This is a genomic window from Brevibacterium antiquum, from assembly GCF_016107655.1.
Taxonomy (GTDB): Bacteria; Actinomycetota; Actinomycetes; order Actinomycetales; family Brevibacteriaceae; genus Brevibacterium; species Brevibacterium antiquum.
This window is the reverse complement of the sequence record NZ_JABASX010000004.1, coordinates 257,565-283,366: the sequence shown is the minus strand read 5'-3', so window position 1 is coordinate 283,366 and position 25,802 is coordinate 257,565. Positions and strand designations below refer to the sequence as shown.

The 25,802-nt window shown below is 60.2% G+C and carries 24 protein-coding genes and 1 pseudogene; 6 read left to right on the top strand and 19 right to left on the bottom strand.

Annotated elements, in window-relative coordinates; genetic code table 11:
• Positions 1–35: 35 nt before the first annotated feature.
• On the top strand, positions 36–212 hold the full coding sequence (locus JFC13_RS08890; RefSeq protein WP_180959282.1) for a hypothetical protein: 177 nt from the start codon (positions 36–38) through the stop codon (positions 210–212).
• A gap of 7 nt (positions 213–219) precedes the next feature.
• On the opposite strand, the gene JFC13_RS08885 is transcribed toward JFC13_RS08890, so the two are convergent.
• The 3 genes from JFC13_RS08885 to JFC13_RS08875 form a co-directional block, all read right to left on the bottom strand.
• Positions 220–909, bottom strand: coding sequence for an aminoacyl-tRNA hydrolase (locus tag JFC13_RS08885; RefSeq protein ID WP_198396725.1), 690 nt, complete (start codon positions 907–909; stop codon positions 220–222).
• Positions 910–984: 75 nt separating this feature from the next.
• Complete coding sequence (locus JFC13_RS08880) at positions 985–2,787, bottom strand: thiamine pyrophosphate-requiring protein (RefSeq protein ID WP_198396724.1); 1,803 nt, start codon at positions 2,785–2,787, stop codon at positions 985–987.
• A 109-nt stretch (positions 2,788–2,896) separates the two neighbouring features.
• The gene (locus JFC13_RS08875; RefSeq protein WP_198396723.1) at positions 2,897–4,270 is read right to left on the bottom strand and encodes an NAD-dependent succinate-semialdehyde dehydrogenase; all 1,374 of its coding nucleotides are present in this window, start codon (positions 4,268–4,270) and stop codon (positions 2,897–2,899) included.
• Positions 4,271–4,591: 321 nt separating this feature from the next.
• Between JFC13_RS08875 and JFC13_RS08870 the strand changes: the two genes are divergently transcribed.
• Positions 4,592–5,359: an OBAP family protein gene (locus JFC13_RS08870; RefSeq protein WP_198396722.1), complete on the top strand. Its 768-nt coding sequence runs from the start codon at positions 4,592–4,594 to the stop codon at positions 5,357–5,359.
• Here the strand turns inward: JFC13_RS08870 and JFC13_RS08865 are convergent.
• Positions 5,346–5,576, bottom strand: a complete 231-nt coding sequence (locus JFC13_RS08865) for a GPGG-motif small membrane protein (protein WP_198396721.1) — start codon at positions 5,574–5,576, stop codon at positions 5,346–5,348. The genes JFC13_RS08870 and JFC13_RS08865 overlap by 14 nt on opposite strands.
• 118 nt (positions 5,577–5,694) lie before the next feature.
• Positions 5,695–6,921 (bottom strand): serine hydrolase domain-containing protein, encoded by a 1,227-nt coding sequence (locus JFC13_RS08860; protein ID WP_232488390.1) that lies wholly within the window; start codon positions 6,919–6,921, stop codon positions 5,695–5,697.
• A gap of 309 nt (positions 6,922–7,230) precedes the next feature.
• Here JFC13_RS08860 and JFC13_RS08855 point away from each other — a divergent pair, with 309 nt between their 5' ends.
• Positions 7,231–9,207 (top strand): DEAD/DEAH box helicase, encoded by a 1,977-nt coding sequence (locus JFC13_RS08855; RefSeq protein WP_232488389.1) that lies wholly within the window; start codon positions 7,231–7,233, stop codon positions 9,205–9,207.
• Positions 9,208–9,421: 214 nt separating this feature from the next.
• Here the strand turns inward: JFC13_RS08855 and JFC13_RS08850 are convergent, their stop codons facing one another.
• From JFC13_RS08850 to JFC13_RS08835, 4 genes are all read right to left on the bottom strand, one after another.
• A complete protein-coding gene (locus tag JFC13_RS08850; protein WP_198396720.1) occupies positions 9,422–10,225 on the bottom strand; it encodes an ABC transporter permease in 804 nt (267 codons plus the stop codon).
• A gap of 8 nt (positions 10,226–10,233) precedes the next feature.
• Positions 10,234–11,040: an ABC transporter permease gene (locus tag JFC13_RS08845; protein WP_232488388.1), complete on the bottom strand. Its 807-nt coding sequence runs from the start codon at positions 11,038–11,040 to the stop codon at positions 10,234–10,236.
• Positions 11,041–11,139: 99 nt separating this feature from the next.
• On the bottom strand, positions 11,140–12,324 hold the full coding sequence (locus JFC13_RS08840; RefSeq protein WP_198396718.1) for an ABC transporter substrate-binding protein: 1,185 nt from the start codon (positions 12,322–12,324) through the stop codon (positions 11,140–11,142).
• Positions 12,325–12,338: 14 nt separating this feature from the next.
• Positions 12,339–13,382: an ABC transporter ATP-binding protein gene (locus JFC13_RS08835; RefSeq protein ID WP_232488387.1), complete on the bottom strand. Its 1,044-nt coding sequence runs from the start codon at positions 13,380–13,382 to the stop codon at positions 12,339–12,341.
• Positions 13,383–13,481: 99 nt separating this feature from the next.
• On the opposite strand from JFC13_RS08835, the gene JFC13_RS08830 reads away from it, so the two are divergent.
• Positions 13,482–14,246 (top strand): winged helix-turn-helix domain-containing protein, encoded by a 765-nt coding sequence (locus JFC13_RS08830; RefSeq protein WP_198396716.1) that lies wholly within the window; start codon positions 13,482–13,484, stop codon positions 14,244–14,246.
• Positions 14,230–14,931: a cache domain-containing protein gene (locus JFC13_RS08825; protein ID WP_198396715.1), complete on the top strand. Its 702-nt coding sequence runs from the start codon at positions 14,230–14,232 to the stop codon at positions 14,929–14,931. Before JFC13_RS08830 ends, JFC13_RS08825 begins: the two co-directional genes overlap by 17 nt.
• A gap of 78 nt (positions 14,932–15,009) precedes the next feature.
• Here JFC13_RS08825 and JFC13_RS08820 read toward each other — a convergent pair whose 3' ends face one another.
• The 7 genes and pseudogenes from JFC13_RS08820 to JFC13_RS08800 all read right to left on the bottom strand — a co-directional run bounded on the left by JFC13_RS08820 (position 15,010) and on the right by JFC13_RS08800 (position 20,386).
• Complete coding sequence (locus JFC13_RS08820) at positions 15,010–16,941, bottom strand: glycosyltransferase (protein WP_198396714.1); 1,932 nt, start codon at positions 16,939–16,941, stop codon at positions 15,010–15,012.
• Between the two features lie 383 nt (positions 16,942–17,324).
• A complete protein-coding gene (locus tag JFC13_RS08815) occupies positions 17,325–17,897 on the bottom strand; it encodes an ATP-binding cassette domain-containing protein (RefSeq protein WP_332839376.1) in 573 nt (190 codons plus the stop codon).
• Positions 17,851–18,261, bottom strand: coding sequence for an ATP-binding cassette domain-containing protein (locus tag JFC13_RS19865; protein ID WP_332839370.1), 411 nt, complete (start codon positions 18,259–18,261; stop codon positions 17,851–17,853). Before JFC13_RS19865 ends, JFC13_RS08815 begins: the two co-directional genes overlap by 47 nt.
• Before the next feature lie 46 nt (positions 18,262–18,307).
• Positions 18,308–18,697: a DUF1206 domain-containing protein gene (locus tag JFC13_RS08810; protein WP_232488386.1), complete on the bottom strand. Its 390-nt coding sequence runs from the start codon at positions 18,695–18,697 to the stop codon at positions 18,308–18,310.
• Positions 18,698–18,875: 178 nt separating this feature from the next.
• A pseudogene (locus tag JFC13_RS20015) lies at positions 18,876–19,052 on the bottom strand (DUF1206 domain-containing protein); the annotation flags it as partial.
• 80 nt (positions 19,053–19,132) lie between these two features.
• The gene (locus JFC13_RS08805; RefSeq protein ID WP_198396833.1) at positions 19,133–19,282 is read right to left on the bottom strand and encodes a hypothetical protein; all 150 of its coding nucleotides are present in this window, start codon (positions 19,280–19,282) and stop codon (positions 19,133–19,135) included.
• Positions 19,283–19,927: 645 nt separating this feature from the next.
• A complete protein-coding gene (locus tag JFC13_RS08800; RefSeq protein WP_198396712.1) occupies positions 19,928–20,386 on the bottom strand; it encodes a hypothetical protein in 459 nt (152 codons plus the stop codon).
• A gap of 272 nt (positions 20,387–20,658) precedes the next feature.
• Between JFC13_RS08800 and JFC13_RS08795 the strand changes: the two genes are divergently transcribed.
• Positions 20,659–22,017, top strand: coding sequence for a polysaccharide pyruvyl transferase family protein (locus tag JFC13_RS08795; protein ID WP_198396711.1), 1,359 nt, complete (start codon positions 20,659–20,661; stop codon positions 22,015–22,017).
• A gap of 154 nt (positions 22,018–22,171) precedes the next feature.
• Here the strand turns inward: JFC13_RS08795 and JFC13_RS08790 are convergent, their stop codons facing one another.
• From JFC13_RS08790 to JFC13_RS08780, 3 genes are read right to left on the bottom strand one after another with little or no spacing between them, the layout of a single operon-like run.
• The gene (locus JFC13_RS08790; protein WP_198396710.1) at positions 22,172–23,935 is read right to left on the bottom strand and encodes an ABC transporter ATP-binding protein; all 1,764 of its coding nucleotides are present in this window, start codon (positions 23,933–23,935) and stop codon (positions 22,172–22,174) included.
• On the bottom strand, positions 23,935–24,852 hold the full coding sequence (locus JFC13_RS08785) for an ABC transporter permease (protein ID WP_198396709.1): 918 nt from the start codon (positions 24,850–24,852) through the stop codon (positions 23,935–23,937). Before JFC13_RS08785 ends, JFC13_RS08790 begins: the two co-directional genes overlap by 1 nt.
• Positions 24,849–25,802 carry an ABC transporter permease gene (locus JFC13_RS08780; RefSeq protein ID WP_198396708.1) on the bottom strand — a complete coding sequence of 318 codons (954 nt, stop codon included), beginning with the start codon at positions 25,800–25,802 and terminating at the stop codon, positions 24,849–24,851. Before JFC13_RS08780 ends, JFC13_RS08785 begins: the two co-directional genes overlap by 4 nt.

Here is a 25,802-nt window from a genome sequence, read left to right as displayed (position 1 = left end):
GCGTAGCGTCATAGGCACAACAGGAGGTGAGTTCAATGACTGGAGTCAACGAAGATTTCTATCAGCCGGGGACCCATCCGGGCGACATCATCGACGTCTGGGATGAAGAGGCCGGTGAGATGGTCAAGCACATGATCATCCTCGACGAATTCGGAAACGGTACGAAGACGCGTCCCCTCTACGACGACGAGAAAGAGGACGCCGCGGAGTAGCCGCCCCTCACCACCAGGCTCGAACGGTCTCGGTGGGTCCGTCCACCTCGGTGAAGCCCGCGTCGACGACGCTCACGGGTCGATGATCTGTTGCCCACTCCGCCTTCGTGGGTGTGACCACGCGCAGACTGAATCCTGCTTCGCGCCACCGATCGCGAACCTCGGCGGGCATCTGCTCGTAGGCCAGCTGTGCACCGTGGCCGCACTGTGCCGCGGCTTTCCCCGTCGTCAGCGTCACCAGCGGTGAAAGTTCGATCGTCACGACCGCCTCGGCGGCGGGAACCGAGGTGTGCCCGTCGTCAGGAAACTCGGTGCCGCCGACCTGCAGCTTCTTCAACTCCTTCGGCAGCGGCTCAACCGGACCCGGAGGGAAGACAAACGCCTCGGCGGGACCGAAGTCATCCGTGCCGCCGAATTTCACCTCAACGCAGCCCAAGGCTCGTGCATCGTCGAGTTTCTGCCCGTCTCCGCGGCGAACGACCTTGCGGATGGCCCCATCACGCCAGTACTCGACCGCTTCGTGCCATTCGCCCTCAGGTTGCGAACGCGGGTCGTCGAGGAAGGCGACGACGGCTCGGGCTGTGGCTTCGAGGATGTCGATGTGGCGAGCGATGTTCGTCTTCGAGCGCCGGACCACGATCGGCAGGGACCACGGAATCTCGTGGTCGTACTCGTGTCTGCGCATGTGCTCGGTCATGGTGCAATCCTAGTCAGCGCAGTCGCACTCGTGGAGTGATCGGCTCATTCCTGGGATGAGCGTGCCGACGGTGGTTCAGTCATCTGAGATCAGCCCCATACGGGCGAAGAGTCGAGCCGCGGCCGCACGCGAACTCTGATTGACCACGCGTCCCATCTCGGGGTCACCGGACAGGAGCGATTCGGTGAGCCCCTGGGCCTGCGCGAGTGCGATATGTGCGGGCAGCGGTGGCGTGTTGCGGTCGCATCTCACGTCGAGAACGACCGGTCGGTCGGCGGCGAATGCTTCGTCGAAGGCCGGACCGACGGCATCCGGTTCCTCCACGAGGATGCCTTTGAGGCCGAGCATCTGTGCATACCCGGCGTAGTCCAGCGGCTCCACCATCTGCGCGGTGTCCCACCGTGGATCTCCGGCTTCGCGCATCTCCCAGGAGACCTGGTTGAGGTCGCCGTTGTTGATGATGAGCACGATAAAAGTGGGGTTCGCCCATTCCTTCCAGTGGCGTTTGACCGTGAGCATGCCGTTCATTCCCATCATCTGGAAGGCACCGTCGCCGATGGTGCACACCACGGGCCGGTCAGGGTGGGCGAACTTCCCCGCGAGTGCGTACGGCATGGCTGCCAGCATCGATGCCATACGGCCGGAGAGGTTGCCCATCTGGTTGGGGCCGAGTTCGATGTGGAAGCCGTACCAGTCGGCCGTGCTTCCGGCATCTGCGGTGATGATGGCGTTGTCCGGCAGCTTCTCGTTGAGGGAGACATAGACGCTGCGGGGGTTGATCGGATCAGCTGCGGTCTGCGCCACCCGCGTGTTCTCTGTCTTCCAGTTCTGCTGTTGGCTGGCGATCTTCTGCTGCCATTCGGTGCTGTGCTGGTCCAGATGCGGCAGCAGGGCTGAGAGTGTGGTCAGCGCATCTCCCCATAGGTTCACTTCGGTCGGATAGCGGATTCCCAGATGTCGCGGTGACAGGTCGATCTGGACGCCTCGTGCCTGTCCGGTTGGAGGCATGAACTCACCGTAGGGGTAGTTCGTGCCGACCATGAGGAGGGTGTCGCACTTCTGGATCATGTCGTAGCTCGGTCGTGAGCCCAGAAGCCCGAGCTGCTGCGTGTGGTAGGGCACGTCGCCGGGCACGACCTGTTTGCCCAGGAGCGTGGTGATGACACCGGCACCGAGGCGATCGGCCACGGCGAGCACCTCATCCGTGGCACCGATAGCGCCCTGTCCGACGAGCATCGCGACCTTTTCCCCGGCGTTGAGCACCTCTGCGGCTCTGACGAGGGCACTGTCATCGGGCCGCAGCCGATCCTCCACAAAGCCGATGCCGCTGCGGGAGACGAAATGCTCAACTGTGGGCTCTTCCATATCCATGGTTTGGATGTCGGCCGGCAGAACCACGACGGCCGGCCCCCGGTAGGCCTTGGCCATCCTCACAGCCTTGTCGACAACGAGTTGGGCGTGCATGGGCGTGGCCACGGTTTGGACGAAGACTGCGGTGTCGGCGAACATGCGTTCGAGGTTGATCTCCTGCTGGAATTCAGAGCCGAGGGATACCCGCGCCTGCTGGCCGACGATCGCGAGAACCGGTGCGTTGTCTCCCTTGGCGTCGTAGAGACCGTTCATGAGGTGGATGGCCCCGGGCCCGGAAGTCGAAATGCACACGCCGACTTCGCCGGTGAACTTCGCGTGAGCGGTGGCCATGAATGCGGCTTCCTCTTCATGGGTGGGCCGAACATACCGGAAGTCCTTGCCGTCTCGTTGGGCGCGGCCCATAGCACCGTCGAAGCCGCCGATGCCGTCGCCGGGATAGCCATACCACTGGTGCAGCCCCCACTCGATGAGTCGATCGATGATGAAGTCGCTCACTGATGTCGCCATTGCTATCACCTTCGCAGTTCTTTGTCAGGTTTGATCTCTGTGCCGGCTTCTCGGGTTCCGGTGTCACGACCTCTCACTGTTTGGAGCCGACTGGCTCCACCGTGAAGAGTCAGGGAGTCCGAATGAGCTTCTTGTTGACGAATTCCTGTATTCCTTCGGCCCCGAGTTCGCGTCCCACGCCTGAACGCTTCGTACCGCCGAATGGGAGGTCAGGTTCGGTCCAGGTGGCTTGATTGATCCAGACCATTCCGGTGTCGACCCGGTCTGCCACTCGTTGTGCTTTCTCGACATCGGAGCTGACCACGGTCCCGCCGAGGCCGAACGAGGAGTCATTGGCCAAGGCGATCGACTCGTCCTCGTCGTGTACGGAGTAGACCACCGCGACCGGGCCGAACAGCTCCTCCGAGTAGGCCCGCATCTGCGGCGTCACTCCTGTCAGCACCGTTGGCTGGACGAACGCGCCAGCCCGATCGACGCGTTTGCCGCCTGTGTGCACATGTGCGCCGTGGTTGATTGCGTCCTCGACCTGTTCTATGAGATCGACGGCCGCCTGCTCGGAGGACAACGGTGCCATTGTTGTGGCTGGATCATTCGGGTCGCCCGCGACGAACTGCGACATCTTCTCCGTCAGCAACGCCACGAAATCGTCGTAGATGTCTTCAAGGATGATGAAGCGCTTCGACGCAATGCAGCTCTGTCCTGAATTCGCCATCCGTCCGGCCACTGCCGCACTGACCGTGGCCTCGAGATCCTGGGCGTCCAAAACGATGAACGGGTCGCTGCCGCCGAGTTCGAGGATCGATTTCTTCAGGTTCGTGCCGGCCCCTCCGGCTACCGCAGAGCCGGCAGCTTCCGATCCGGTCAGGGAGGCTCCCCTGATCCGTTCGTCGGCGATCATCGTCTGGATCTGATCGTTGTCGGCGAAGACATTGCGGTAGCAGTCCTTCGGAAGCAGTGCATCTGACATGATCTGTTCGAAGGCCAACGCGGACTGGGGCGTGTTCGAGGCATGCTTGAGGATGATCGTATTGCCTGCCGCCAGATTCGGTGCGGCCAGCCGTGTCACCTGGTAGTACGGGAAATTCCACGGCATCACGCCGAGCAGCGGTCCGATCGGCTCGTGTTTGAGGACCGCTTGGCCTCCGCTGTTCGGTGACAGTGTTTCGTCGGCCAGGAGTTTCGGGGCTTCTTCGGCGTAGTAGCGCAGGATGCTTGCGCACAGTTCGACTTCTGCTCGGGCTTCAACGGGCAGTTTGCCCATTTCGAGTGTCAGCAGGGCGGCGAGTTCGTCTCTGCGGTCATCCATGAGGTCGGCGGCCTTGGACAGAGGCGCGGTTCGGTCTTCGAGCGGGGTGGTGCGCCATTTCTGGAATGCTGCATCCGAGTCCTCGATCAGCGCTGCGATCGTCGCATCGTCAGCTGTGGGAAATTCCTTGACGGTCTCACCTGTCGCGGGATTGATGGTTGCGAATTTCGCGCTCATGATGACTCCTTTCGTGGAACCGAGCTTCCGAGGCCCTGTTGCGGCCTGTCAATCAACCGTCCCAAATCCAGTCGGTTCCTGCTAGCCCTCCCCAGATCGACGATCTGCCGCTAAAATTGCTCTTCGCCCTCACTGCATGGTGTCTCAGTGTGAGTCCTCGTGTGCGAAATCGGAGGCGGATGACGGATGCGGCGGCCACTGCGATGAACCGAAGGTTGCCGATCGAAGATTGATCGTTCGGGACCACGGTGTTCTCCAGCCACTGATGCGGGTCGAATGAGGGGGATTACGTAACCGACCAATCGACGCTAGCCTGTCGATATGAACTTGCCACAGCTGAAGTCCCTCGGACTCGGAGTCGTAGCCGGAGCAGCAGTCACGGTCGGTGCGACGCTGGGCCGACAGCTCATCACGAAGGTCAAGGTCGGCAAAGGTCATCCGCTCAAGCACCGTGTGCTGGACTTGGCATCCGGGGCACTCCAAGCGAAATACCCACTCGAGGCCATGAGCACGTATCTCAACGGACTGCACATGTATGCCGATGACATGGGGCGGCAGGTCGAAGCGGCACATTTCTGCATCCATCTTCGTCATGACCTCCACCAATGCGTGATCTTCGATCGGAATGCCACCGATGCCCGACTCATCGGAATCGAATACATCATCAGCGAGAAGCGATTCCGCGCTCTCCCCGCTTCGGAGAAGAAGCTGTGGCACAGTCACCACTATGAAGTGAAGTCAGGAATCCTCACGGCGCCAGGAGTGCCGGAGATCGCCGAGCATTCCTACTTCAAGGATCTGGTGTCGACCTACGGCAAGACTTTCCACACGTGGCAGTACGACCGTGAGGATTTCCCCTACGGGATTCCGCAGCTGATGATGGGCTTCACCGCCGACGGTCAGGCGAACGATGACATCATCCGGGCCAGAGACGCCAGAGTCGGAGTATCGACTCAGAGCAAGCGAGCCAGTCGCGAGGACATTGCCACCCCGCATGTCGATCCTGGAGCCAATCATTGGGAGAGCGGCAGGAGCCTGCAGACGACCACAGAGGATGTGCCTTTCCGATCGACACTCAGACCTCGCTGACCAGCCTCACCGATACGATGGCGGCGTCCGACGAAGGGAAAGACTCACTTGTGCTTCTCGGGCCTGCAGGAGGCCCTCCGTAGAAGTTCGCCAGCAAGGGACCGACGATGCACGCCACGATGATGAAGATGATGCCCCACTTAACCTCTCTCCGGAACAGCAAGATGACGCCTGAGACGGCGAGAATCGCCGCCACGACCCAAAAAATGATGAGCATTGTCTTCTCCTTCGCTTCCTGAGGATGAGCAGGAGCTGTTTTCAGCGTGGCACTCCCCTGTCCACCTGACAAGGGGGTACGGAACCACGCAGCGAAGGGTCCCTGTGGGCAGGAAGTTCTAGCCTCGCCCGGCGAGCGCCTGCAGCAGATCCTTGGCCCGCCGGTCGACGTTCTCCGTGAGCATCTCGTTGCTCAGGAAGGAGAACCCGATCCCTTCTTCGACCCATGCCCCGTGCAGACTCCCGCCAGCGCCCGAGTGTCCGAAGGCTCGCTCCACGGGACCGTATGTGCCGATCGGGTCGGCGAGTTCGAAGCCGAGACCGAAGTGCAGGGGCCGATCGTTGAGAACGTCAAGTCCCTCTGCGCGTGTCCGCAATGCGTTGTCCATCGCGTCAGCTGAAACGATGCCCCCGCCGAGGCGGCCGGGCGTGGCCAGCAGTGAGTACAGTTTCGCCATCGCATCGGCAGTGCCCATTCCTCCCCCAGCCGAGACCTCCGCTGAGTGGAAGGCCCGGGTGTTCATCGGCAAGGCCGGTGCCAGGAGTGAGGCGTACATGCGGTCGATGATCGCTCGACGCTTCGGATCGTCCTTGAGGTAGGTCGAGATCGAGTAACCCGGTGCCTGGAAGATCGACGCCACACGGTCTTCGTCCTCTTCGGGCAGCCCCAGGTGCAGGTCGAGACCATAGGGCACAGCAAGATCCTCGTGCAGCCACTGGGCGACGCTGCGGCCGGTGGCGCGAAGGATGATCTCTGACATCAGGTACCCGTAGGTCACTGCGTGATAGGCGACCTTCGTCCCCGGCTCCCACAGCGGAGCCTGCTGCGCGAGGATGGCGGCCATTCTCCGGGAGTCGAGGAACGCCCACTGTGCATCGTCCGTGCGCGGTCTGCTGTTGACATCCAGGGAGGGGTCCGGGTCGACATAGGGCAGGCCGACCGCGTGTGAGAGGACCTGGGCGACGGTCACCGTCTCCTTGCCCGCAGTCGCGAACTCCGGCCAATAGTGGGCAACGGGTGTCTCCACCTCCAGGAGCCCCTCCCCCACAGCCTTGGCCGCGATGGTCGCGACCAGACCTTTGGTGCCGGAGAAGAACACCGCCAAGGTCCGTTCGTCCCATGCCCTCGCCGAGGTGTCCCCGCGCTTGCCGGCGACACCGGCCCTGAGCTGGATGATGGGTTCACCCGCACGGTAGACGCTGAACACCATCCCGCCCTGGCACTGCGCGGCATGCCGTTCGAAGACCATCGCCAGACGGTCGAGCACCCCAACTCGAAGCAGGCTGTCTGCCTTGGCCTCATCGATTTCCATTGTGCACGTGTAATCCTCGTTGAGGTCGAACATCAGTGGGCAGACAGCTCCTTCATCGCCGGAATAGGATCATCATCGCATGCCAGGGCGCAAGACGACCGTGGAAAAGCCTTCCTCACGCGGGTCTTCGTTTGCCGAATGCTTGTTTCGAGCGCCTACTTAGGTGCCATTGTGGACCCGCTGCCCGCAATCCGTGACCCACTCTAAATCTGCATCAAACCGCACCTTCAGCCTCAAAACACCCTTCTGCAATGCGAGGTTTAGCCGCCCCGGGTGTGGGGCATCCGAGAGTATGAGATGACTGACGTTGAGCCGGCGATGTCGAACCGCCCCCTCTGAGGCATGTATGCTGGTACTACCTGCGAACCCGTCTTCGGGTTCCCTGCGTCGACAGTACGCCTCGTCTCTGCGGCCGTGAATAATATCCGGCGCGTGTTTCCGAAGCCGTTTCCTCTCGGCGATCGAGAGCGCCAAACGGCGTTCCCACACCTTGTCCGGAAGCGGCTCCCGTCACCATTCGGTGGCATCGGTGAGTTCTCCGGCATGTCGAAGGGCTATCCCATTACTCCCCATGACTCCAGCACCACTTCCGTCTCTTCTTCCACGAGGCAGCGACGACCAGCCACACCGAAGGCCGCGAACCCCGAGTCGGCGAATGCCGTCGCGGACACGACAGATGTCGCTCCCGTCACTTTCGCTGAGCTCGGCGTTCCCTCTGCTCTGACCGATCGCCTTCGTGCGGAAGGCAAGACCGAGGCCTTCCCCATCCAGAAGGACACTCTTCCCGACACACTCGCCGGCCGTGACGTGCTGGGCAGAGGCAAGACCGGCTCCGGCAAAACACTCGCCTTCGCCATTCCCATGGTGACGCGCCTGTCAGAGTCCGATCCTGCCGGTCGGAAGAAGGGCCGCCTTCCACGCGGTCTCATCCTGGCACCCACACGTGAGCTCGCAACCCAGATCACGAACGTGGTCGATCCCCTGGCCCAGGCCTACGGTATGTCGACGACAACCATCTTCGGCGGTGTCAAGCAGAGGCGCCAGGAGATCGCGCTCAATGCAGGCGTCGACATTGTCGTCGCTTGCCCGGGACGGCTCGAAGACCTGCTCCAGCAGGGCCTGGTCTCCCTGGACAACATCCAGGTCACAGTCCTCGATGAGGCCGACCACATGGCCGACCTGGGCTTCCTGCCCGGCGTCACCCGCATCCTTGCACGGACCCCAGAGCAGGGCCAGAGGATGTTCTTCTCCGCCACTCTGGACAACGGCGTGGACAAACTGGTGCGCCGGTTCCTCCACAACGAGATCCGCCACTCCGTGGACGATCCCAACTCGCACGTCTCCGCCATGACGCACCACGTCTTCGAGGTCGCCGATGAGGACAAGAATGATCTGATCCAGCGGCTCGCCTCCGGCACCGGTCGCCGCATCCTCTTCACCCGCACCAAGCACCGAGCGAAGCGATTCACCCGGCAGCTCACTGCACAGGGCATTCCCGCCGTAGATCTCCATGGCAACCTGTCCCAGGGGGCACGAGATCGCAACCTGGCAGCGTTCAGCGAGGGGAATGTGCGCGTGCTCGTCGCCACAGATGTCGCTGCCCGAGGAGTCCACGTCGACTCCATCGAACTCGTGGTCCATGTGGATCCGCCGACCGAGCACAAGGCTTACTTGCATCGCTCCGGCCGCACAGCACGCGCCGGCAGCTCTGGCGACGTTGTGACGGTCATGCTGCCGGGTGAGCGTAAGGACACGACGATGCTGCTGCGCAAGGCAGCCATCAAGGTGACTCCGCAGAAGGTCACAGCAGACTCCCCTGCAGTGGCCGACCTTGTCGGCGAGATCGCTGACTATGTCGATCCGCAGATCGCAATCCAGGCAGCAGCAGAGAAGCAGAAGGCAGAGCAGCCGCAGGGCGGACAGCGCTCATCCTCCGGGCGACGCCGTGGAGGCCGCGGCGGAGACAACCGACGTGGAAGTGAGAACACCCGCAGCGGTGAGAGCAGCCGCTCCGGCCAAGCAGGCGGCCGCAACTCCAGAAACGCTTCGGGCGGTCGCACCGCCAGGAACAACTCGCAGGGCAGCCGCTCGGGTGGAAATGCCCAGGAAGGACGCCCCGCGGCGAACGGCCGCGGCGGTCGTTCAGGTGCAAGTGCTTCAGGCAACCGCCGCAGCGAAGGTACCCGCAGCAACACTCGTGGGAACGCCGGCAACCGGCGCGGATCCGATAACCGAGGCACGAGTGCCGAGACTCGGGGACGCCACCGCAGCCAGGGCAGCTCGGGCGGTTCACGCACGGTGTATTCAAGCAACAGCTGAGCACATCACCTGACGCAGAGCACCTAGTCTGACGCAGACCACATCACCTCGGGCAGAGCACATCTCTTGTGCTCTGCCCGAAGTGTCAGAATTTCGGCACGTCCGCGATCAGCGTGCGCGTGTACTCGTGCTTCGGAGTCTCCCCCACCGACACGGCCACACGTGAACCAGGAGGCGATGCCTTCTGACCGAGGCAATGGCTTCTTTCGAGTGTTTACGCCGCACCTGTTGCGGCTTTCCCTCCAATGCGGTTCGCCAACATGATCGGAATGATCGAGACGATGACGAGGAAGGTCGCGATGACGTTGACGATCGGAGCCTGGTTGGGTCTGAACATGTTGTCGAAGATCCAGATCGGCAGTGTCTGCACCCCGGTGCCCGCGGTGAACTGTGTGACGATGATTTCGTCGAAAGACAGGCCGAAGGCGAGCAGACCACCGGCGAGCAGTGCACTGCGCAATTGCGGGAATGTGACCAGCCGGAACGTGGTGAAGGCATCTGCCCCCAGATCCATTGCGGCATCTCGGAGATTTCCGGAGAGCCTGCGCATCCGAGCGAACACGTTGTTGTAGATGGTGACGATGCAGAATGTTGCATGCGCTGTGATAACGGTGAGCAGACCCAGCTTCCAGCCCAGCATCGTCGTGAACGCGTTGTTCAAAGCGATACCGGTGATGATTCCAGGCAGTGCGATCGGCAAGACGATGAGTAGGTTCACTCCTTCTCTGCCGAAGAATTCGAACCGGTCAAGGGCCAAGGACGCCAGTGTGCCCAGGATGAGCGCGATCACTGTCGCACAAGCCGCGACGAGGAGGCTTGTTCCCAATGCTGAGAGCGCTCCGCTGTCATTGAATGCTCTGATCCACCATTCGAAGGTGAAGGACTTCGGTGGCCAACCCAGCGACTGGCTGGAGTTGAACGAATTGATGACGACGATGAACAGTGGAATGTAGACGAAGGCCAGGACCGCACAGACGATGATGCTGAGAACGGCTTTGACCGGTAGAGGGATTCTCATGGTGTGTCCTAAAGGTTCTTCAGTGCGCCGGTGCGGCGAACAGCGGTCAGGTAGATCAGGATGACCGCAATCGGAATGAATGCCGTGGCCGCTGCCAATGGCATGTTGCCACCGGTGCCGACGTTCGCGTAGATCAGCGTTCCCAGGAGCTGCTGTGATCCGCCGACGATCTGCACCGCAATGTAGTCACCCAGGGTCAGTGAGAACGAGAAGATCGAACCGGCGATGACCGATGGCCAGACGAGCGGGATGATCACCGCGGTGAACGTCTTCCACCCCTTGGCTCCCAGGTCGCCTGCTGCTTCGATGAGGCTGTCCGGGATCCTTTCGAAACCGGCATAGACCGGCATCACAACGTAGGGCAGCCAGATGTAGGACATCGTAATGATTGTCGCGATGACTCCCAGCCCTGGCGAGACCCCGATCGAATCGAGCAGACCGTGCGGCGAGACGATTGTGCGCCAGGCATAGGCCTTGACCAGGTACGCGGCCCACAGCGGCATGAGGAACGCGACAACTAGCGCGCCTCGCAGTCGTGGGCCAGCAACCTTCGACATGAAGTACCCGACGGGCAGGGCGATGAGCACGTCGATGACCGTCACCGAGACTGCGATGAGGAGGGTACGCACCGTCACCGCCCTGTACAGCGCCTCGGCGAACACTGCTTGGAAGTTGCTCAATGTCCAGTCCTGGACGACTTGACCAGTGAAGCTGTCGGTCGACCAGAACGCAGTGACGAGCAGCAGGAGCAGCGCAATGATGTAGATGAGAATGAGCCAGGCCAGTGGCGCCGCGAGAAGCACGGTCAGCGACAACCGTTTATGTGAGCCGAAGAAGCTCGATAGGCGTCGCCCTGTGGTTCTCGGCGGAGGTTGAATTCGGCTGTCGGTATTACTGGACTGGCTCATTCTTGATCATCCCTTGATCTGCTGCCACGCTTTGGTCCACGCGGCGTAATCTGTGCATTTGACGTCGGTTCGCCCGTCAAGGCATTCACTGATTGGTGTAGTCCAGTACCAGATACCCTCGGCGTATTTTTCGTCTCCGGCATGGTAGGTATCGCAGAAGTTCGGATCTTCGGCTTCCTTACAGGCCCCTGGGTTGTTCGGAGCTTCGCCGAAGTACTCAGTTGCCGCTGCTGAACCCTTAGCGCTGGACATGTAGTCAAGCCACTTGTACGAACAGGTCGTGTGCTCGGAATCCGCCGAGACCATCCAGGTATCGCTCCACCCTGTGGTCCCCTCATCGGGAATGACGGAGCCGAACTTCTTCGGGTCGAGCTCGTTCATCGTCACCTGCCAGCCGGTGCCTGCCACCACCGAGCCGTTTTCGAAGCCCTGCAGGGACTTCAGGTAATCCGACCAGTACTCCGCCACATTCGGGCTCTGCTTCTTCAGCAGCTCGACGGCCGCATCCAACTGCTTCTCATCAAGCGAGTACGGGTTCTTGATCCCCAGCTCCGGGTTGTGATCCATCAGGTAGACCGCGGCATCGGCGATGTAGATCGGCGAATCATAGGCTGTCACTTTGCCCTTATGCTCGTCGGACTTATCGAAGACCACGTCCCACGAGGTTGGGGCCTTCTTGAATTCCTTCTTGTTGTACATCAGAAGGTTCGCCCCGTAGCCGTGCGGAACACCGTAGCTTTTGCCGTCGAGTGAGTTCCAGTCACGGTTCTTCAGGAAGTCATAGACATTCTCATAGTTGGGAACGAGATCGTTGTTGATCGGCTGCACGTCGCCCGCCGCGATGAGTCGCAGAGACAGGTCCCCGGAGGCGGCGACAACATCGATCCCACCCTGTTTCATGAGGTTGAACGCTTCATCACTCGTGCCATAGGTCTGGGCTTTCACACTGCAGCCGGTTTCCTTTTCGAAGGGAGTCACCCAATCCGCATCGGGATCGTTCGACCCGTCCTCCACATATCCCGGCCACGCCAAGAGGGAGACCTCGCCCTCAGCCTTGCCGAGTTCCTTCAGCTCCGTGGACTCGGAATCAGATTTCTCTCCTGAGGATGTTCCGCAACCGCTCATCCCGAACGTCAAGGCCAGCGCCGCAATGAGGGCCGCGCCTCCTTTGGCGCGCTTTGTCAGTGTCATCTTCACTGTTCTCCTTAATCAAGTGCGACGTGTGCCGCTGATTGTTCGTCCGCCCGGAGTTTCCGAACGTCAGAGTCGTTGAAATCGAGGTTCACCTGCTCGCCGAGGCTGCGGCTGGGTGAGTCGGCAGGTTCGAGAACGGACACTGCGATGTCGTCGACATCGATGATCGTCCGATGGTTCGCACCGATGAACATCCGGTTGCGGACCGTTCCCGTCAACCGCCCGGTGGGTGCATCTGCGGCAGATGTGACCCGCAGGTTCTCTGGTCGGATTGTGAACGTTCCGTTCATACCCAACAGTCGCTGGGAGTGCTCTTCATCAAAGAGGTTGGAGGTCCCGACGAATGATGCGACGAATTCTGTCGCTGGTGCACGGTAGAGATTCTCCGGTGTATCGACCTGTTGGATCTGCCCGTCGCTGAAGACGGCGATTCGGTCAGAGAGGGTCAGAGCTTCTTCCTGATCGTGGGTGACGAAGACGAAAGTGATGCCGAGGTTGCGCTGCAGATCTTTGAGCTCGACCTGCATCTGTTCGCGCAGCTTCTTGTCCAGGGCACCTAAGGGTTCATCCAGTAGGAGGACCTTCGGATCCACGACAATGGCACGGGCGAGAGCCACACGCTGCCGTTGTCCGCCGGAAAGTTCGCTTGGCCTGCGTTGTTCAAAGGCGCCCAGCCTCATCCGCTCAAGGGCCTCTCGCGCCAGTTGCCGGCGGCGAGATTTGGCCACCTTGCGGATGCGCAGACCGAATTCGACGTTTTCGATCACGTTGAGATGAGGGAAGAGCGCATAGTCCTGAAACACCGTGTTGACGTCGCGATCGTAGGAGGCGAGTCGCTGGACCGGTTTGCCGGAGAGTTCGATCGTGCCGGCTGTAGGTTCATCGAAACCGGCGATCAGCCGCAGCACCGTGGTCTTTCCGGAACCGGATGGACCCAGCATCGAGAAGAACTCTCCTGCAGCGATATCCAGATCGACTCCATCGACTGCGGCGACATCACCAAACCGGCGCTCAACGCCCCGAAGGGAGATCGCGGTTGCCGCGGTTGCTGTCATGGTGCGCTCCTCAAGCCAAGTGTCTGTGTCGTAAATCATATAAACACATGAAACCATATGTTTCAAGGTTTTCTCAGTCTCCACTCGGATAATGGGCATATGGAAGATAGCCGTTCACATTCTTCGGTCACTGCGGCCATCTACGCCCCGATCGGAGAGAAGGCGCTGGTTTCCAGGATCCGACAACGGCTTGAAGACGCCATTGCGACGGGGGTTCTCGCCCCAGGCGATCGACTTCCCGGGGAGTCGGCTCTGGCATCGCGGTTTCGAGTCTCACTCGTCACCGTCAGAGAAGCACTCCAACATCTGCGCGCCACTGATCTGCTCTACACCAAGCAAGGGCGGGGTGGCGGCAGCTTCGTCGCGGTCGATTCCAGTCACGCACAGGCCTTGCTGGAGCGACGAATCGCCGCGCTCTCTCGCGCAGAGATCACCGATCTGGCGACCTATTACCGCACGATCGTCGATGGTGTGCTGCGGACGATTTCCGCCATGGGCCTCGAGCAGAATCTGGACGCCGTGCGCGAGACCTTTCTGCGTGCAGATCCTACTGACGGCGCCGAAGCTCGGTCGGTTCAAGGTGGTTTGGATCTTCGGTTGGCAGGTGAATCCCAATCGGTTCGTCTGGTGCACGAACAGATCCGAATTCAGAATGATTTCGGGGCGCTCCTGTGGATCGGATTGGACGACACCGACCTCCGCAGTTCGATCTTCGCTCTCAATGGGACAATGCTCGATGAGATGATCTCAGGACACACGGACGCTGCGATCGCGGCCCGTGGGGAAGCTGTTACCATCTCACTCAGATGGCTGTTGTCCAGACGCAATGACGCACAAAGGCACGAACGTGAGAACAATCGCTGAAACACCTGAGATTACAAGGTTGGTTGATGTCATCACCGCTTGGCATGCTCGAGTTCCGGAGACAATCGAGAGGGTATCGAGTGTCGCAATTGAAGCGCTCTCGACTACTCCTCGGTCACTGGAGGCTCGGCTGGAGGAGGTCGTCTTTGACGCGCTCAACTCCACGAGCAAGTTCGCCGGCGCAGGAATAGTCAGCGTCCACCCTGCTGTGCTTGACCAATCTCGGTCGCTGCTGTGGTGGGTCACACAACGCGAGAACGGTCGTGTGGAGCCCTTGCCTCTTGACGCCGATCTCACCGAGCTCGGCACCTATCAGGCCGGCCTTGAGGACATCGAATGGTACCGAGTACCGGCAACGACGAGACGTCCGCACATGACTGGCCCCTTCGTTGACTACATGTGCACGGACCAGTTCGCATTCACCTTCACCGTCCCTCTGGAGATATCCAGCGAGTTCTATGGGGTCGCAGGAATCGATATGACGGTCCGCAGCCTCGAGGAAGAAATCGAATCACTCCTCGAAGATGTCAGTGATGAGGCGATCTTATTGTCCAACAACGACTTGGTCGCCATCAGTCTCGATCCACAGTTCGCGACAGGCAGCCGACTCAAATCCAGGCAGCTCGAAGCCTATGACCTCTCGCCCGTGCCCGGAACTTTCCTATCGATCGCGGCGCCTCACTGAGGGCCTCTCTCACGAAAGTGCCGGCTCCCCAGAAGTGACGGTATTTATAATTGATGGCTCGAGAGTCGGGTCAGCTCACTAGCCTCTGCGAACCGGCCTGCGAAGGCTGAGATATCCGCCCTTAGTCTCATAAGCTTCCAGCTCAGGAGGCAACTTGAACGCCGCCAAGTCAACTCCAGCTGCTTTGAGACGAAATTCGCGGACCGTCACCCCATCATTGATACGCACAAAGGTATCGATGATCTCTCGTGGCGCGCGATCCAACTGCTCAGTCGGGATGGGGAAGTTCATGCCCAACGTTTGCTGCCGGAGCAGGAATCCATGTCGCCTCATTCGTAGGACGCCAGGGACGCGGATACGCAATGTGCTTCCCCGGCCACGAAAACACAAAAACACCTTCACGCCTGGAACGTCGGCGGATTTGATCCGCGAATCAATGTACAGTTCGACGTCAAGCGATGGGGCCGCCGCTGATGCGCTATTTGAGCCTTCCAATGGAGTGATAGACGCTATCTGGAGCGACCGCTGGGATATAACGGACTTCGCTGTGGTGTCTTTGCGATCCCGTGTAACGTCAATTGCGCGGGCCCATGCTTGCGCGATCTTTCGACTGCCATAGTCGTTCGCTCGGTTCCTTGCGGCATCCCGCATCTTCTCTAAATCCAGATCGCTCATCGTTCGCAGTGCTCGCACGCAGTCTGCAATCGAGCGAATATCTCCGAAAGGCACCAGGAAGCCATCGACTCCGTCCGTGATGATCTCGCTCGGTCCGTAGGGGACATCGTAGACAATCGGTATGCAACCACACGCCATACTTTCAACGATGGACAGGCCAAAGGCCTCCTGATTTGTGGGAAGTACCGAGAATGATGCCCGTTTGAACTCGTCATAAACGTCATTTGTGTACCCGAAGAGTTTGATCTGATCGCCCACTTGGCGTTTATCGATTAGACTCTCCAGCCTCGGCTGGTCAGTGCCAGTTCCGAAAATCGACAATATGGTGGGGACCTCGTGTGTGGAACGCTCAACATTGGCCAAGAGAACAGCATCGATTGCGTGATCTACGTTCTTCTCCCGGACAAGACGACTAATTACAACACCTGAGTCCTTTCGATGTTCCTCTTCCGACGAAGCACCAACCGCCGGCTCGATAATGTTTCCGATGGGCCACATGTCTGTGGACTCGCCTATCAGGTCTGCAACGGCATCAATCTGGCCCGACGACGGGAAGACATTGGCATCGAACACATCAGCTCGTTCCATCGACACCATGTGCCTTTTCGAAAGGACTCCGAACCCAACGTCTGACTGCGCAGCCGAATGGTTACTGTGGTAACACTTTATGAGGACGCTGTTCGGAGCAATATAGCCGTTCCGAGCTATCGAATTGGCCATAGCAGGGTGGTCGACCACGATGACGGAATTTTCTCGTCCCAAAACCTTCGTCAGGAGCCACGCAAACATATCTGTCACGCTGTTCCACGATTTCAAGATCCGTTGGTCTGGAGCTAAAAGCGCTACCTTCCTCTGGTGTGCCGCCCCATCTTCCCTCCGAATATCGCTGACGAATCGAGTTCCGTCCTCGCGACGGTAGTCGATGGATTCGATTTCCTCAGAGTCTCCGCAATACTGCGTCATACGCTGAAGACCACAGGCCATAACCCCGGTGAGCTTCGAACTTCCGCGCGGTTCGTCCAGAGGCGCATTCTCATACTTGTCGGGAAAGATCGCGTCTGATGGCTCTAGAGCGATTTCCGACATGATGTTCCACAAGTTTTGCACGCGTACGTCCGGAGCTAATCTTCCAGTTTCACGAAGAGACGCTTCGAAGTAGGTCATTTCCGGCTGAAAACCATAAGTGAGCAGGTCAACGGGCATACCATAGTAGTCGGCGAATGCGCTTGCTCGACGAAGCATCGCCTGCATCCCCCCGCCCGCCTGATCGCTGAGAGTATGCCGAATTAGATAGTGGTGGTCAGGCAGAAAGTGACCGGCTTCAGAAGATGGCATTCGAACCCACCTCGAACGAAGAGACCGAAGGCGCTAGCCATACGTGCGAGGCAATACCACCGACCGCCGCGCTCCACTGACGTCCCCCAGATTGTTGTGCAAAAACACGCATTACCCAGCCCCTAAACTACGCACTCGAATTCGATTAAAATTCGCTTCTCAAGTTTATCAGTGAGGTTTCTGCACTCTTGCACACCACGCCTGCTTGGGAATACGTTAAGGGCTGGCGGCCCTCTCATCCAGAGTCCGACGAGACTCACAAAGTGGGCCCGCGAACTGTCGAGAGCACATCTCTTACTTCCACCGGAAAATATTGGCTTGCAGCAAGATTTTTCCAGCCGCCTGCCTATCTACAGCTGACCTAGTACAGACGACTGCTCCCGTTACTGATGCCGCAAGGTCCTCGCCTGTTTTCGTCGCCGATTAGTGACTAGGCCAAGCTTTCCCTTCAGAACTTCGGCACGTCGGCGATGAGCGTACGCGTGTATTCGTGCTTCGGGTTCTCCAGCACCCTCGGTAGTGGGGCCGTAGTCGACGATCGAGCCCTTGTTGAGCACTGCGAGACAGTCAGCGATATGGCGTGAGAGCGCAATGTTGTGCGTCACGAACAGCATCGCCAGCTGGTGTTCCTTCCTCAGTGTGCGCAGCAGCCCGATAATCGAAGCCTGCACACTCACGCCGAGTGCCGAGATGATCTCGTCACAGACCAACACCGATGGCTGGTTGACCAGTGCGCGGGCGATCGCGGCTCTCTGCCGCTCACCACCGGACAGGTCACCGGGGCAACGATGGTGGAAGCTGCGCCCCAGACGCACCGAGTCCAAGGCCTCTTCGACCTGCGCCTTCCTCGTCGCGGCGGTGCCCTCACCGCTCATCTCCAGCGGCACGGTCAGTGACTGACCGATGGACCTACGCGGGTTGAGGGAGGAGAACGGGGACTGGAAGACGTACTGGATGCCGACTCGCTGTTCGTTCGTTCGTCCGCCTCCTCGTCGACTTAGCTAGCTCCGTACCGCGCAGTGCCACGGTGCCGGAATAGTCGTCGTTGAGGACGGCGATGCAGCGCGACAGAGTCGTCTTACCCGTCCCTGACTCGCCCAACCACAGAGTACAGTCGCCTGGTTCCAGGGCGAGATTGATCCCGTCGAGGATCTGGGCCTTCCCGTAGGCCAGCGCCACGTCCGTCGTCTGCAGCAATGGTGCCGTCGCCGAGGCGGCTGTACCGTCCGCAGAATCAGTTCGACCCTGCGCTCCCGCAGCTTCAGTCGCATCCTTCGGCCCACCGGTGGAGACGAGAATGTGCGTGGCCTTGCGGGCCATCCTGCTGGCTATACGAAGGGCTTTCCGACGGCGTCATGATGACGGGTTAATAGTCGTTTGCCATCGTCCCGATTTTCGCTCGACAGGCCAGGAAGAGGCCATAGCTGATGAGCCCGACGCCCGTTGCGTTCAGCAATTCGGGACCGAATTGTTGCTGGCGCATGGTTTGGAATACGGCACCGATGCCTTCAGCCTTCCTCGGATCGAAGGCGAGCGCGGAATAGGCCACTAGCACTCCGGCGAAACAGACGATTGCGCCTTTGGCTATATAGCCGATGGTGCCGAGGACGACGGCTGTCCGCCCTAAGCCCCCGTCGATGGAGTCCAGGTTCTTCCGATGGCCGCGCCGAATGCCTTTGACGACGAAGAACCCACCAAAGCCGAATATCACTGCGCCGACGGCAGCCAGTATCAGACGTCCTTGAAGCGTTTGCATCAGTTCTAGGCTGAGGTCTGATTTTTTTTGCGCGGCTTCTGCTGCTGTCGGACACGCCAAGCGCGAACATCGCAGTGGCAACCGCGAGAGCGATATAGATGCCGGTCAGACCGATCGAACCCCCTTTTTGAACAACGCGTTGGCGTGTGGTCCGGTACCGGTGGCCGAACACGACCTCTAACGCTTGCCAAACTCCCAGCGCTGCAAAAGCCAAAGACGCCGCCCAAAGCACGATGAACCCCTCGGGCAGGTTGGCGATATCGGTCTTGACGCTGGCCTGGCTCGGCCTCCCACTGTGGCCGCTCGCGACGCGGATCGAGGTAGCGCCTATCAGCACGTGGAGCAGCCCGTTCATTGCGAAGCCGGCTCGCGCTTTCACCTCGAAAGTCTTTGAATCCGTGGCCGCGCCCGCGGCGGCGGCCGCACCGGAGGTACTCATCTTCGCCGCGCGATCGCCGCAGCGTGCTGCCGGGCCTTGAACCGAAGGTCCGTCGTGGAGAGCTTTTGCCACACAACAGCACCGCGGACGACCGCCATTCCGGCGGCGACTCCGAGACCGAAGGAATGCAGCTGTGGCGCATTCACACCTACAGGCTACAGCGCACCGGCCACGACCATAATCCCGCGTTGGCTCATAGAAAGCCTCCGCCCGGCCAGCCACGTTTCGTCGGCCGGGGCTCGAGAGAAGATTGAGCTCGTTCACCCATACCGTGATCAGCGAGGTCGATGGCGATCTCACCGCGTGGAATGATCGGCAGATGTACAGGCGAGCCGAAAACCTCCGCCGTAATCGTGGCCACACTTTCACGCAGATATGGCAACACTGTCATCACACGGACTTCGTTGGTGAAATGTCTGACTGTCCTTTCATCCATAACGAACCCGTGCTCCACCTCGTACTCACCAGGTCCTCGCGCGCAAGGACCTGTGCGCGTGCTTTGATTGTGTCGCTTCCGAGGTCGACGATAGGCGATCATGGACACTGCCGACCACAGGGGCTCGAAAAGCGGTGATTCGGCTACCGCGGATCCGACGGGCTGATCAGGGCAATCGGCCGGCTCACGCAGCTCACCCGGCAGGACCTCGCGGGTGACTTCGCAGGTGCGGTCAGGGCCTCCCGCAGAAGGTGACCTGAGTGCTCAGCGGTCAGCTGGCATCTCAGCCCAGGTCACCGCAGCGGCTTCACCGTAATGACCGGCCCCGGGGTGGAACGACGTTCGGCTGACCCGACTACGCCTGAGCGACGTCTTTCGCAACGCCCTCATCGTCCAGCTTCACGGCAATATCGCCCCGCGGAATGATCGGAATATACAGCGCCGTTCCGAACACTTTCGCAGTGATCGTGGCCATTCCCTCACGGAGATAGGGCAACACGGTCATGACAGCAACTTCGTTGACGAACTGTTTGATCGTCCGACTGCTGGGGTTGGCCCCTTCGGCCACAGAATACTCGCCGGCTACGCTGACGACGGCCTCGCCGACTGCCACTTCTGCCGTGGCTTTCAAGCGAACATCAAAACCTTCTGAACCTTCTCTGATCTGGACTTCGATCGAGATCTCTCCGCCCTCGCCGACCGGCCCGGAGTCGAAACGGCGCGCGGACACTTCGTGAAACTCCACTGATTCAGGTTGCACTTGGTCGACTAAAGCTCGGACTTCATCCAGAGGGTCTTTGCCTTCAAACGCCATTGAGAATCACCTCGCAAGCCCGAAGTCGGACTGCTTAACGGTGCGCCAGGAATCACGAGCGGCAGACACGCGGATTGAGTCCGCTCGCCGAAGCGGTTCGATGAGATAGGTGTGTCTTGATTTGGGTTGGATCTATTGCCGGTGCCCTGTTCATACTCTCTAGTCCACTGATCAGCTAGACTCACTCGCAACTCACCTAGAATCCCTCACTTCTGACTAGCAGATCATTTAAAGGTGTCCAACGCATGGCCTCGTCACTACGAATTGCAACAGTGTCCTATGTCGACGACAATTTCGGCGACAACCTCATTGGTACCAGTTTTCTCGCGTTGCTCGAAGTTGCTCTAGAGAACTATGGCCTTAGCTCCGACGACTGCGAGCTAGTTTCGCTGTCGCTAAAGGGCTTCGACAAATCTCAACTCGAACGCTGTGATGCCATCTTCTTTGGCGGCGGTGGGCTCTTCGGTCAGTCATATCTTGGATTCTACGAGTATATGGACCAGATCACCGCCGTAGCCGACGAGCGTGGGATTCCTGTGGTGTTCTCCTCGATGGGCTTGAACAATATGGGTGCCGACGATGGTCAAGTCGACGCTATAGCCAAGATCGTGAATAAGCGCTGTGTCCGAGCTCTGTCTGTTCGCGAGAATCTACCTCTTTTCCAGGAAGTAGCCAAGGATGCAACATTCGAGGTGCGACAGGTTGCGGATCCGGCAACTTGGACCAAGTTTGTCTATGGAATGACTGACGTCGTTCCCGATGGCACGATCGGGATCAATGTAGTCCGCGGCGGATTGTTCAAAGCTAACCAGCGCGACTGGGGACTCTCGCAGGAAATGTCGTACCTGGCCGACCTTGTCACTCTCGCAGAATCCCACGGCATGCCCCCCAAGCTGTACACGAATGGGAGCCTGGGAGACAACAATACTTTGCGATTCTTCGCCGAGAAACACGGTCTCTCAGATGAGCAAATCATCCTCCCGCAAACGACCCGAGAGGTTGTCCAGGCGATCGCGACCCGATCAAAAATCGCATCCATACGTATGCATTCCTCGATCATCTCCTACTCATTTGGCATTCCTACTGTCGCTCTGGAGTGGAATGACAAGCTTCCCCATTTCTACAAGGCAATAGGACACCCGGAACGCGTGCTTCCGTTCGATAAGTGGGATGCTGAACAAACATTCCAGCTCCTCGATCAGGCAAAATCGGCGCCCGAAGATAACCCCAAGTACACGGCCTATCTGATGTCCACCTACGCCTACATACATGAGGCGTTAGGCGCCCATGTGCTTAATTCGAACGCCGGTGCACAAAGGTATGACTTCCAGTCAGTCGCGGACTCTCTGGTGGCTAGGTCGCAGATCCTTGATACGGATGAGTTCGACCTTCGCCGTAAACTGGGGAAAGCTGAGAAAGCCTACCTCAAGCAGTTCACATCAGGGCGCAAGAATCGCACGAAGTTGGGCACGCTCACAAAGAAGGTTGACTCCCTCTCATCAGAAGTGGAGTCACTCACTCAGCGGAACGCAGAACTTCAGGCAGAGATCAAGCGACGTTTTTCGACTCGACTCGCGGGGTATTTACGACGGGTAGCGCGTCGGTTATTCCAGCGCCGTACCGGCCGCTGATCGGACCCGACATGCACCCGGCGCAGTTATCTGAGCTGAGTGCGGCACAGCGGTGGTCCGGCGTAGCTGCGGGAGGGGCTGTCCTAGTCCAAACATGAGCTATCCGACTGGGACTGTGCTGCGACGCCAGAAGGCCGCGCAGCTCACAGACGCTTCAGAATTTCGGCACGTCCGCGATCAGCGTGCGCGTGTACTCGTGCTTCGGGGTCTCCAGAACCTGGGCGGTCGGCCCGTAGTCGACGATTGTGCCCTTGTTGAGCACAGCGAGGTTGTCGGCGATGTGACGTGAGAGCGCAATGTTGTGCGTGACGAAGAGCATCGCCAGGTGGTGCTCCTCACGCAGAGTCCGCAACAGGCCGACGATCGAAGCTTGCACACTGACGTCGAGCGCCGAGGTGATCTCATCGCAGACGAGCACCGACGGCTGGTTGACCAGCGCTCTGGCGATCGCAGCCCTCTGCCGCTCACCGCCGGAGAGATCTCCTGGCCGACGATGATAGAAGCTGCGCCCCAGACGTACAGAGTCCAAGGCCTCGTCGACCTTCGCCTTCCGGCTCGCGGCAGTGCCCTCTCCGCTCATCTCCAGGGGAACGGTCAGTGACTGACCGATCGAGCGCCTTGGGTTGAGCGAGGAGAACGGGGACTGGAACACATACTGAATGCCGACCCGCTGCTCGTTCGTCCTCTTCCGCGTCGACTTCGCCAGCTCCTGACCGCGCAGCCGCACGGCGCCGGAGTAGTCATCGTTGAGCCCGGCGATGCAGCGGGACAGGGTCGTCTTGCCCGATCCTGATTCCCCCAACAGCAGCGTGCAGTCGCCGGGTTCCAGCGTGAGGTTGATCCCGTCGAGGATCTGCGCCTTCCCGTAGGCCAGTGCCACATCCGTGACCTGTAGCAACGGTGCACTCGCCGAGGTGGCTGCACCGCCCGCGGAATCCGCCGGATCCTGCGCTCGGGCAGATTCGTTCGTGTCCTCAGACTTCGACTTCTTGTCCGAGACCAGAATGTGCGTGGCCTTGGATTCGGGCTCCGGTTCCGCTGCCGCACCTTCACCGATAGTCTTGCGACCGGCAAGGTCCGGTACTGCGGACATGAGCATCTTCGTGTACTCGTGCTGCGGGTCCTGGAGCACGGACTCCACCGGGCCCTCTTCGACGAGGTCCCCGCGCAGCATCACTGCCACCCGGTCGGAGATGTCCTTGATCACCGCAAGGTCGTGGGTGATGTAGAGACCGGCGACATTGTTCGCCACAGTCATCTGCCGGATCGTATCGAGGACGACGGCCTGCGTGGACACGTCAAGACCGGTCGTGGGCTCATCGAGGATGAGCACATCGGGGTACATGGCAAAGGCCATGGCGATGCCGATGCGCTGCTGCTGACCACCGGATAGCTGGTGCGGCCACCGCTTCTGGTAGGCCTTGTCACCGGGCAGTCCGACATCGACGAGAACTGCGGCCACCCGCTCGGTGCGTTCGGCCTCGGATTTGCCGAATTCGTGGATGTCGAGGACCTCACGGATCTGCTCACCGACCCGCATCGCAGGGTTGAGCGAGAGCGCAGGGTCCTGGGGGATGTAGGCGATCCGCGACCCGCGCAGGGACCGCACGGCCACCTCGTCGAGTTCGACCACCTCGACGGCGGTGTCATCACCGCGAGGCCACAGGCTCACGGACCCGGAGGCGAACTTCAGGCCTTCCCGGAAGTGGCCCATGCAGGCCAGACCGGCCGTGGTCTTACCCGATCCCGACTCCCCCACGAGGCCGAGGATCTCGCCGCGGCTGAGCGCGAAGTTCACGCCGTGGAGGATCTCATTGCCAGCAGTCGTCGCGATCTTCAGATCGGTCACACGCAGGACGATCTTCTCGTTGGGAACGTTGGCATCATCATGATGGACGGTCGTTGTCTCGGTGGTCATCATGCCTCCACTGAAGTCGATGCGGTGGCCCTGGCGAAGGAGTCCGCAAGCAGGTTGGTGCCGATGGTGAGCAGCGCGATGGCGATCACCGGCAGCAGCACACCCCAGGGTTGGATGCTCAGCGCGATCCGGTTCTCGTTGATCATCAGGCCCCAGTCAGCAGCGGGCGGCTGCAGACCGAGTCCCAAGAACGACAGAGACGCGATGTAGCCGATCGAGTAGGTCAGGCGCAGCCCGGCTTCAACACTCAGCGGCCCGGTGATATTGGGCAGCAGCTCACGCAGCAGCACCTTCCACCGCGGCATCGCATACATCTCTGCGGCGAGGATATAGTCCTCGGTGATGACGCCCAGAGTTGCTGAGCGTGCGACGCGGGCGATGCGTGGGGCGTGGGTGACGCCGATGACGGTCACCAGCACCCACCCTTGTGGACCCAGCACGGTGATGGCCAGCAGCGCGAACACTAGCTGTGGGACGGCGAGGATGACATCGTTGAGGCGCATGATGATCGCATCGAAAGTCCCACCCACATAGGCTGCGAGCATGCCGATGATCGCGCCCAGAATCATGCCGAGAGCGGTGGCAAGGACCGAATATACGATGAGGGTGAGTCCACCGGCGAAGAACCGGGAGAGCACATCGCGGCCGAGGTTGTCCGAACCGAAGAGCCCATGTGGGCTGAAGGGCTTGGCAACGAATTCAGTTGCCGTGTTGCCGGTGGCCCAGGGCAGCAGCAGCGGCCCGCAGAAGGCCAGGAGGAGGACGATGATGGTCAGTGTCAGACCGATCTTGCCCTGTTTCTGTGCCAGCACGCGTTTGAAGAACGGCGTGTAGGTGGTCTGTGATTCCTTGGGCACCTCACCACCGTCGACCGCTGCGGATTTGAGGTCGTCGAGGCTATTCGTGTTCGTGCTCATGCTGCACTCCTCAGCTTCGGGTTGGTGAGGATGCCGACGACATCGGCCGCCAGGTTCACCACGACGTAGACAGCGGCCACAAGCATGGAAATCGCCTGTACGACCTGCACATCACGGTAGGTCACCGCATCGATGAGCGCTTGGCCCAGCCCCGGATAGCGGAACAGGAACTCGACGACGACCACGCCGCCGGCCAACCACGCCAACTGAATCGCCACGACCTGCGCAACGGGTCCCAAAGCGTGGGGCACAGCATGGCGCATGATGACACGCTTCTCGGGTACGCCCTTGAGTCGGGCCATCTCCACAAAACCGGAGTCGAGGACTTCGATCATCGTCGCGCGCATCATCCGCACAATGTAGGGAGTGACGACGAGGATGAGGGTCAGGGTAGGCAGGATGAGCTGCTCGGGTCGACCCCACACGGGCTCGCCCGGCGGAGCCAGGGTCACAGCCGGCAGAATCTGGAAGACGGAGGTCGCGAAGATCGCGATGAGGCCGATGCCGATGACGAACTCCGGCATGGCAGCGAAGACGAGGCTGAGGCCCGTCATGGCCTGATCGCGTCGGCCACCACGGTGCAGTGCCTGGTAGACGCCCAAGCCGATGCCCAAAGGCACCGAGATGATGGCGGCTGCAGCCATGAGGATGAACGAGCTTCCGACTCGCTCACCGAGAAGCTGCGCCACGGAACCGCCGCTGGCCGTCGAGGTACCGAAGTCGCCGACGAAGAGTCCACCCAGCCAGGAGAAGTACCGCTGCCAGGCAGGCTGGTTGAGACCCAACTGCTCGTTCAGCGCCGCGATACGCTCCGGAGTCGCCTGCTGGCCGAGAATGGCTCGAGCCGCGTCGCCGGGCAGCAGCAACGTGGCTCCGAATACGAGGAGTGAGACTGCGAGGAGGATGAAGGCGGAGAAGATCAGCCTGCGTCCGATGACTTTTCCGAACAT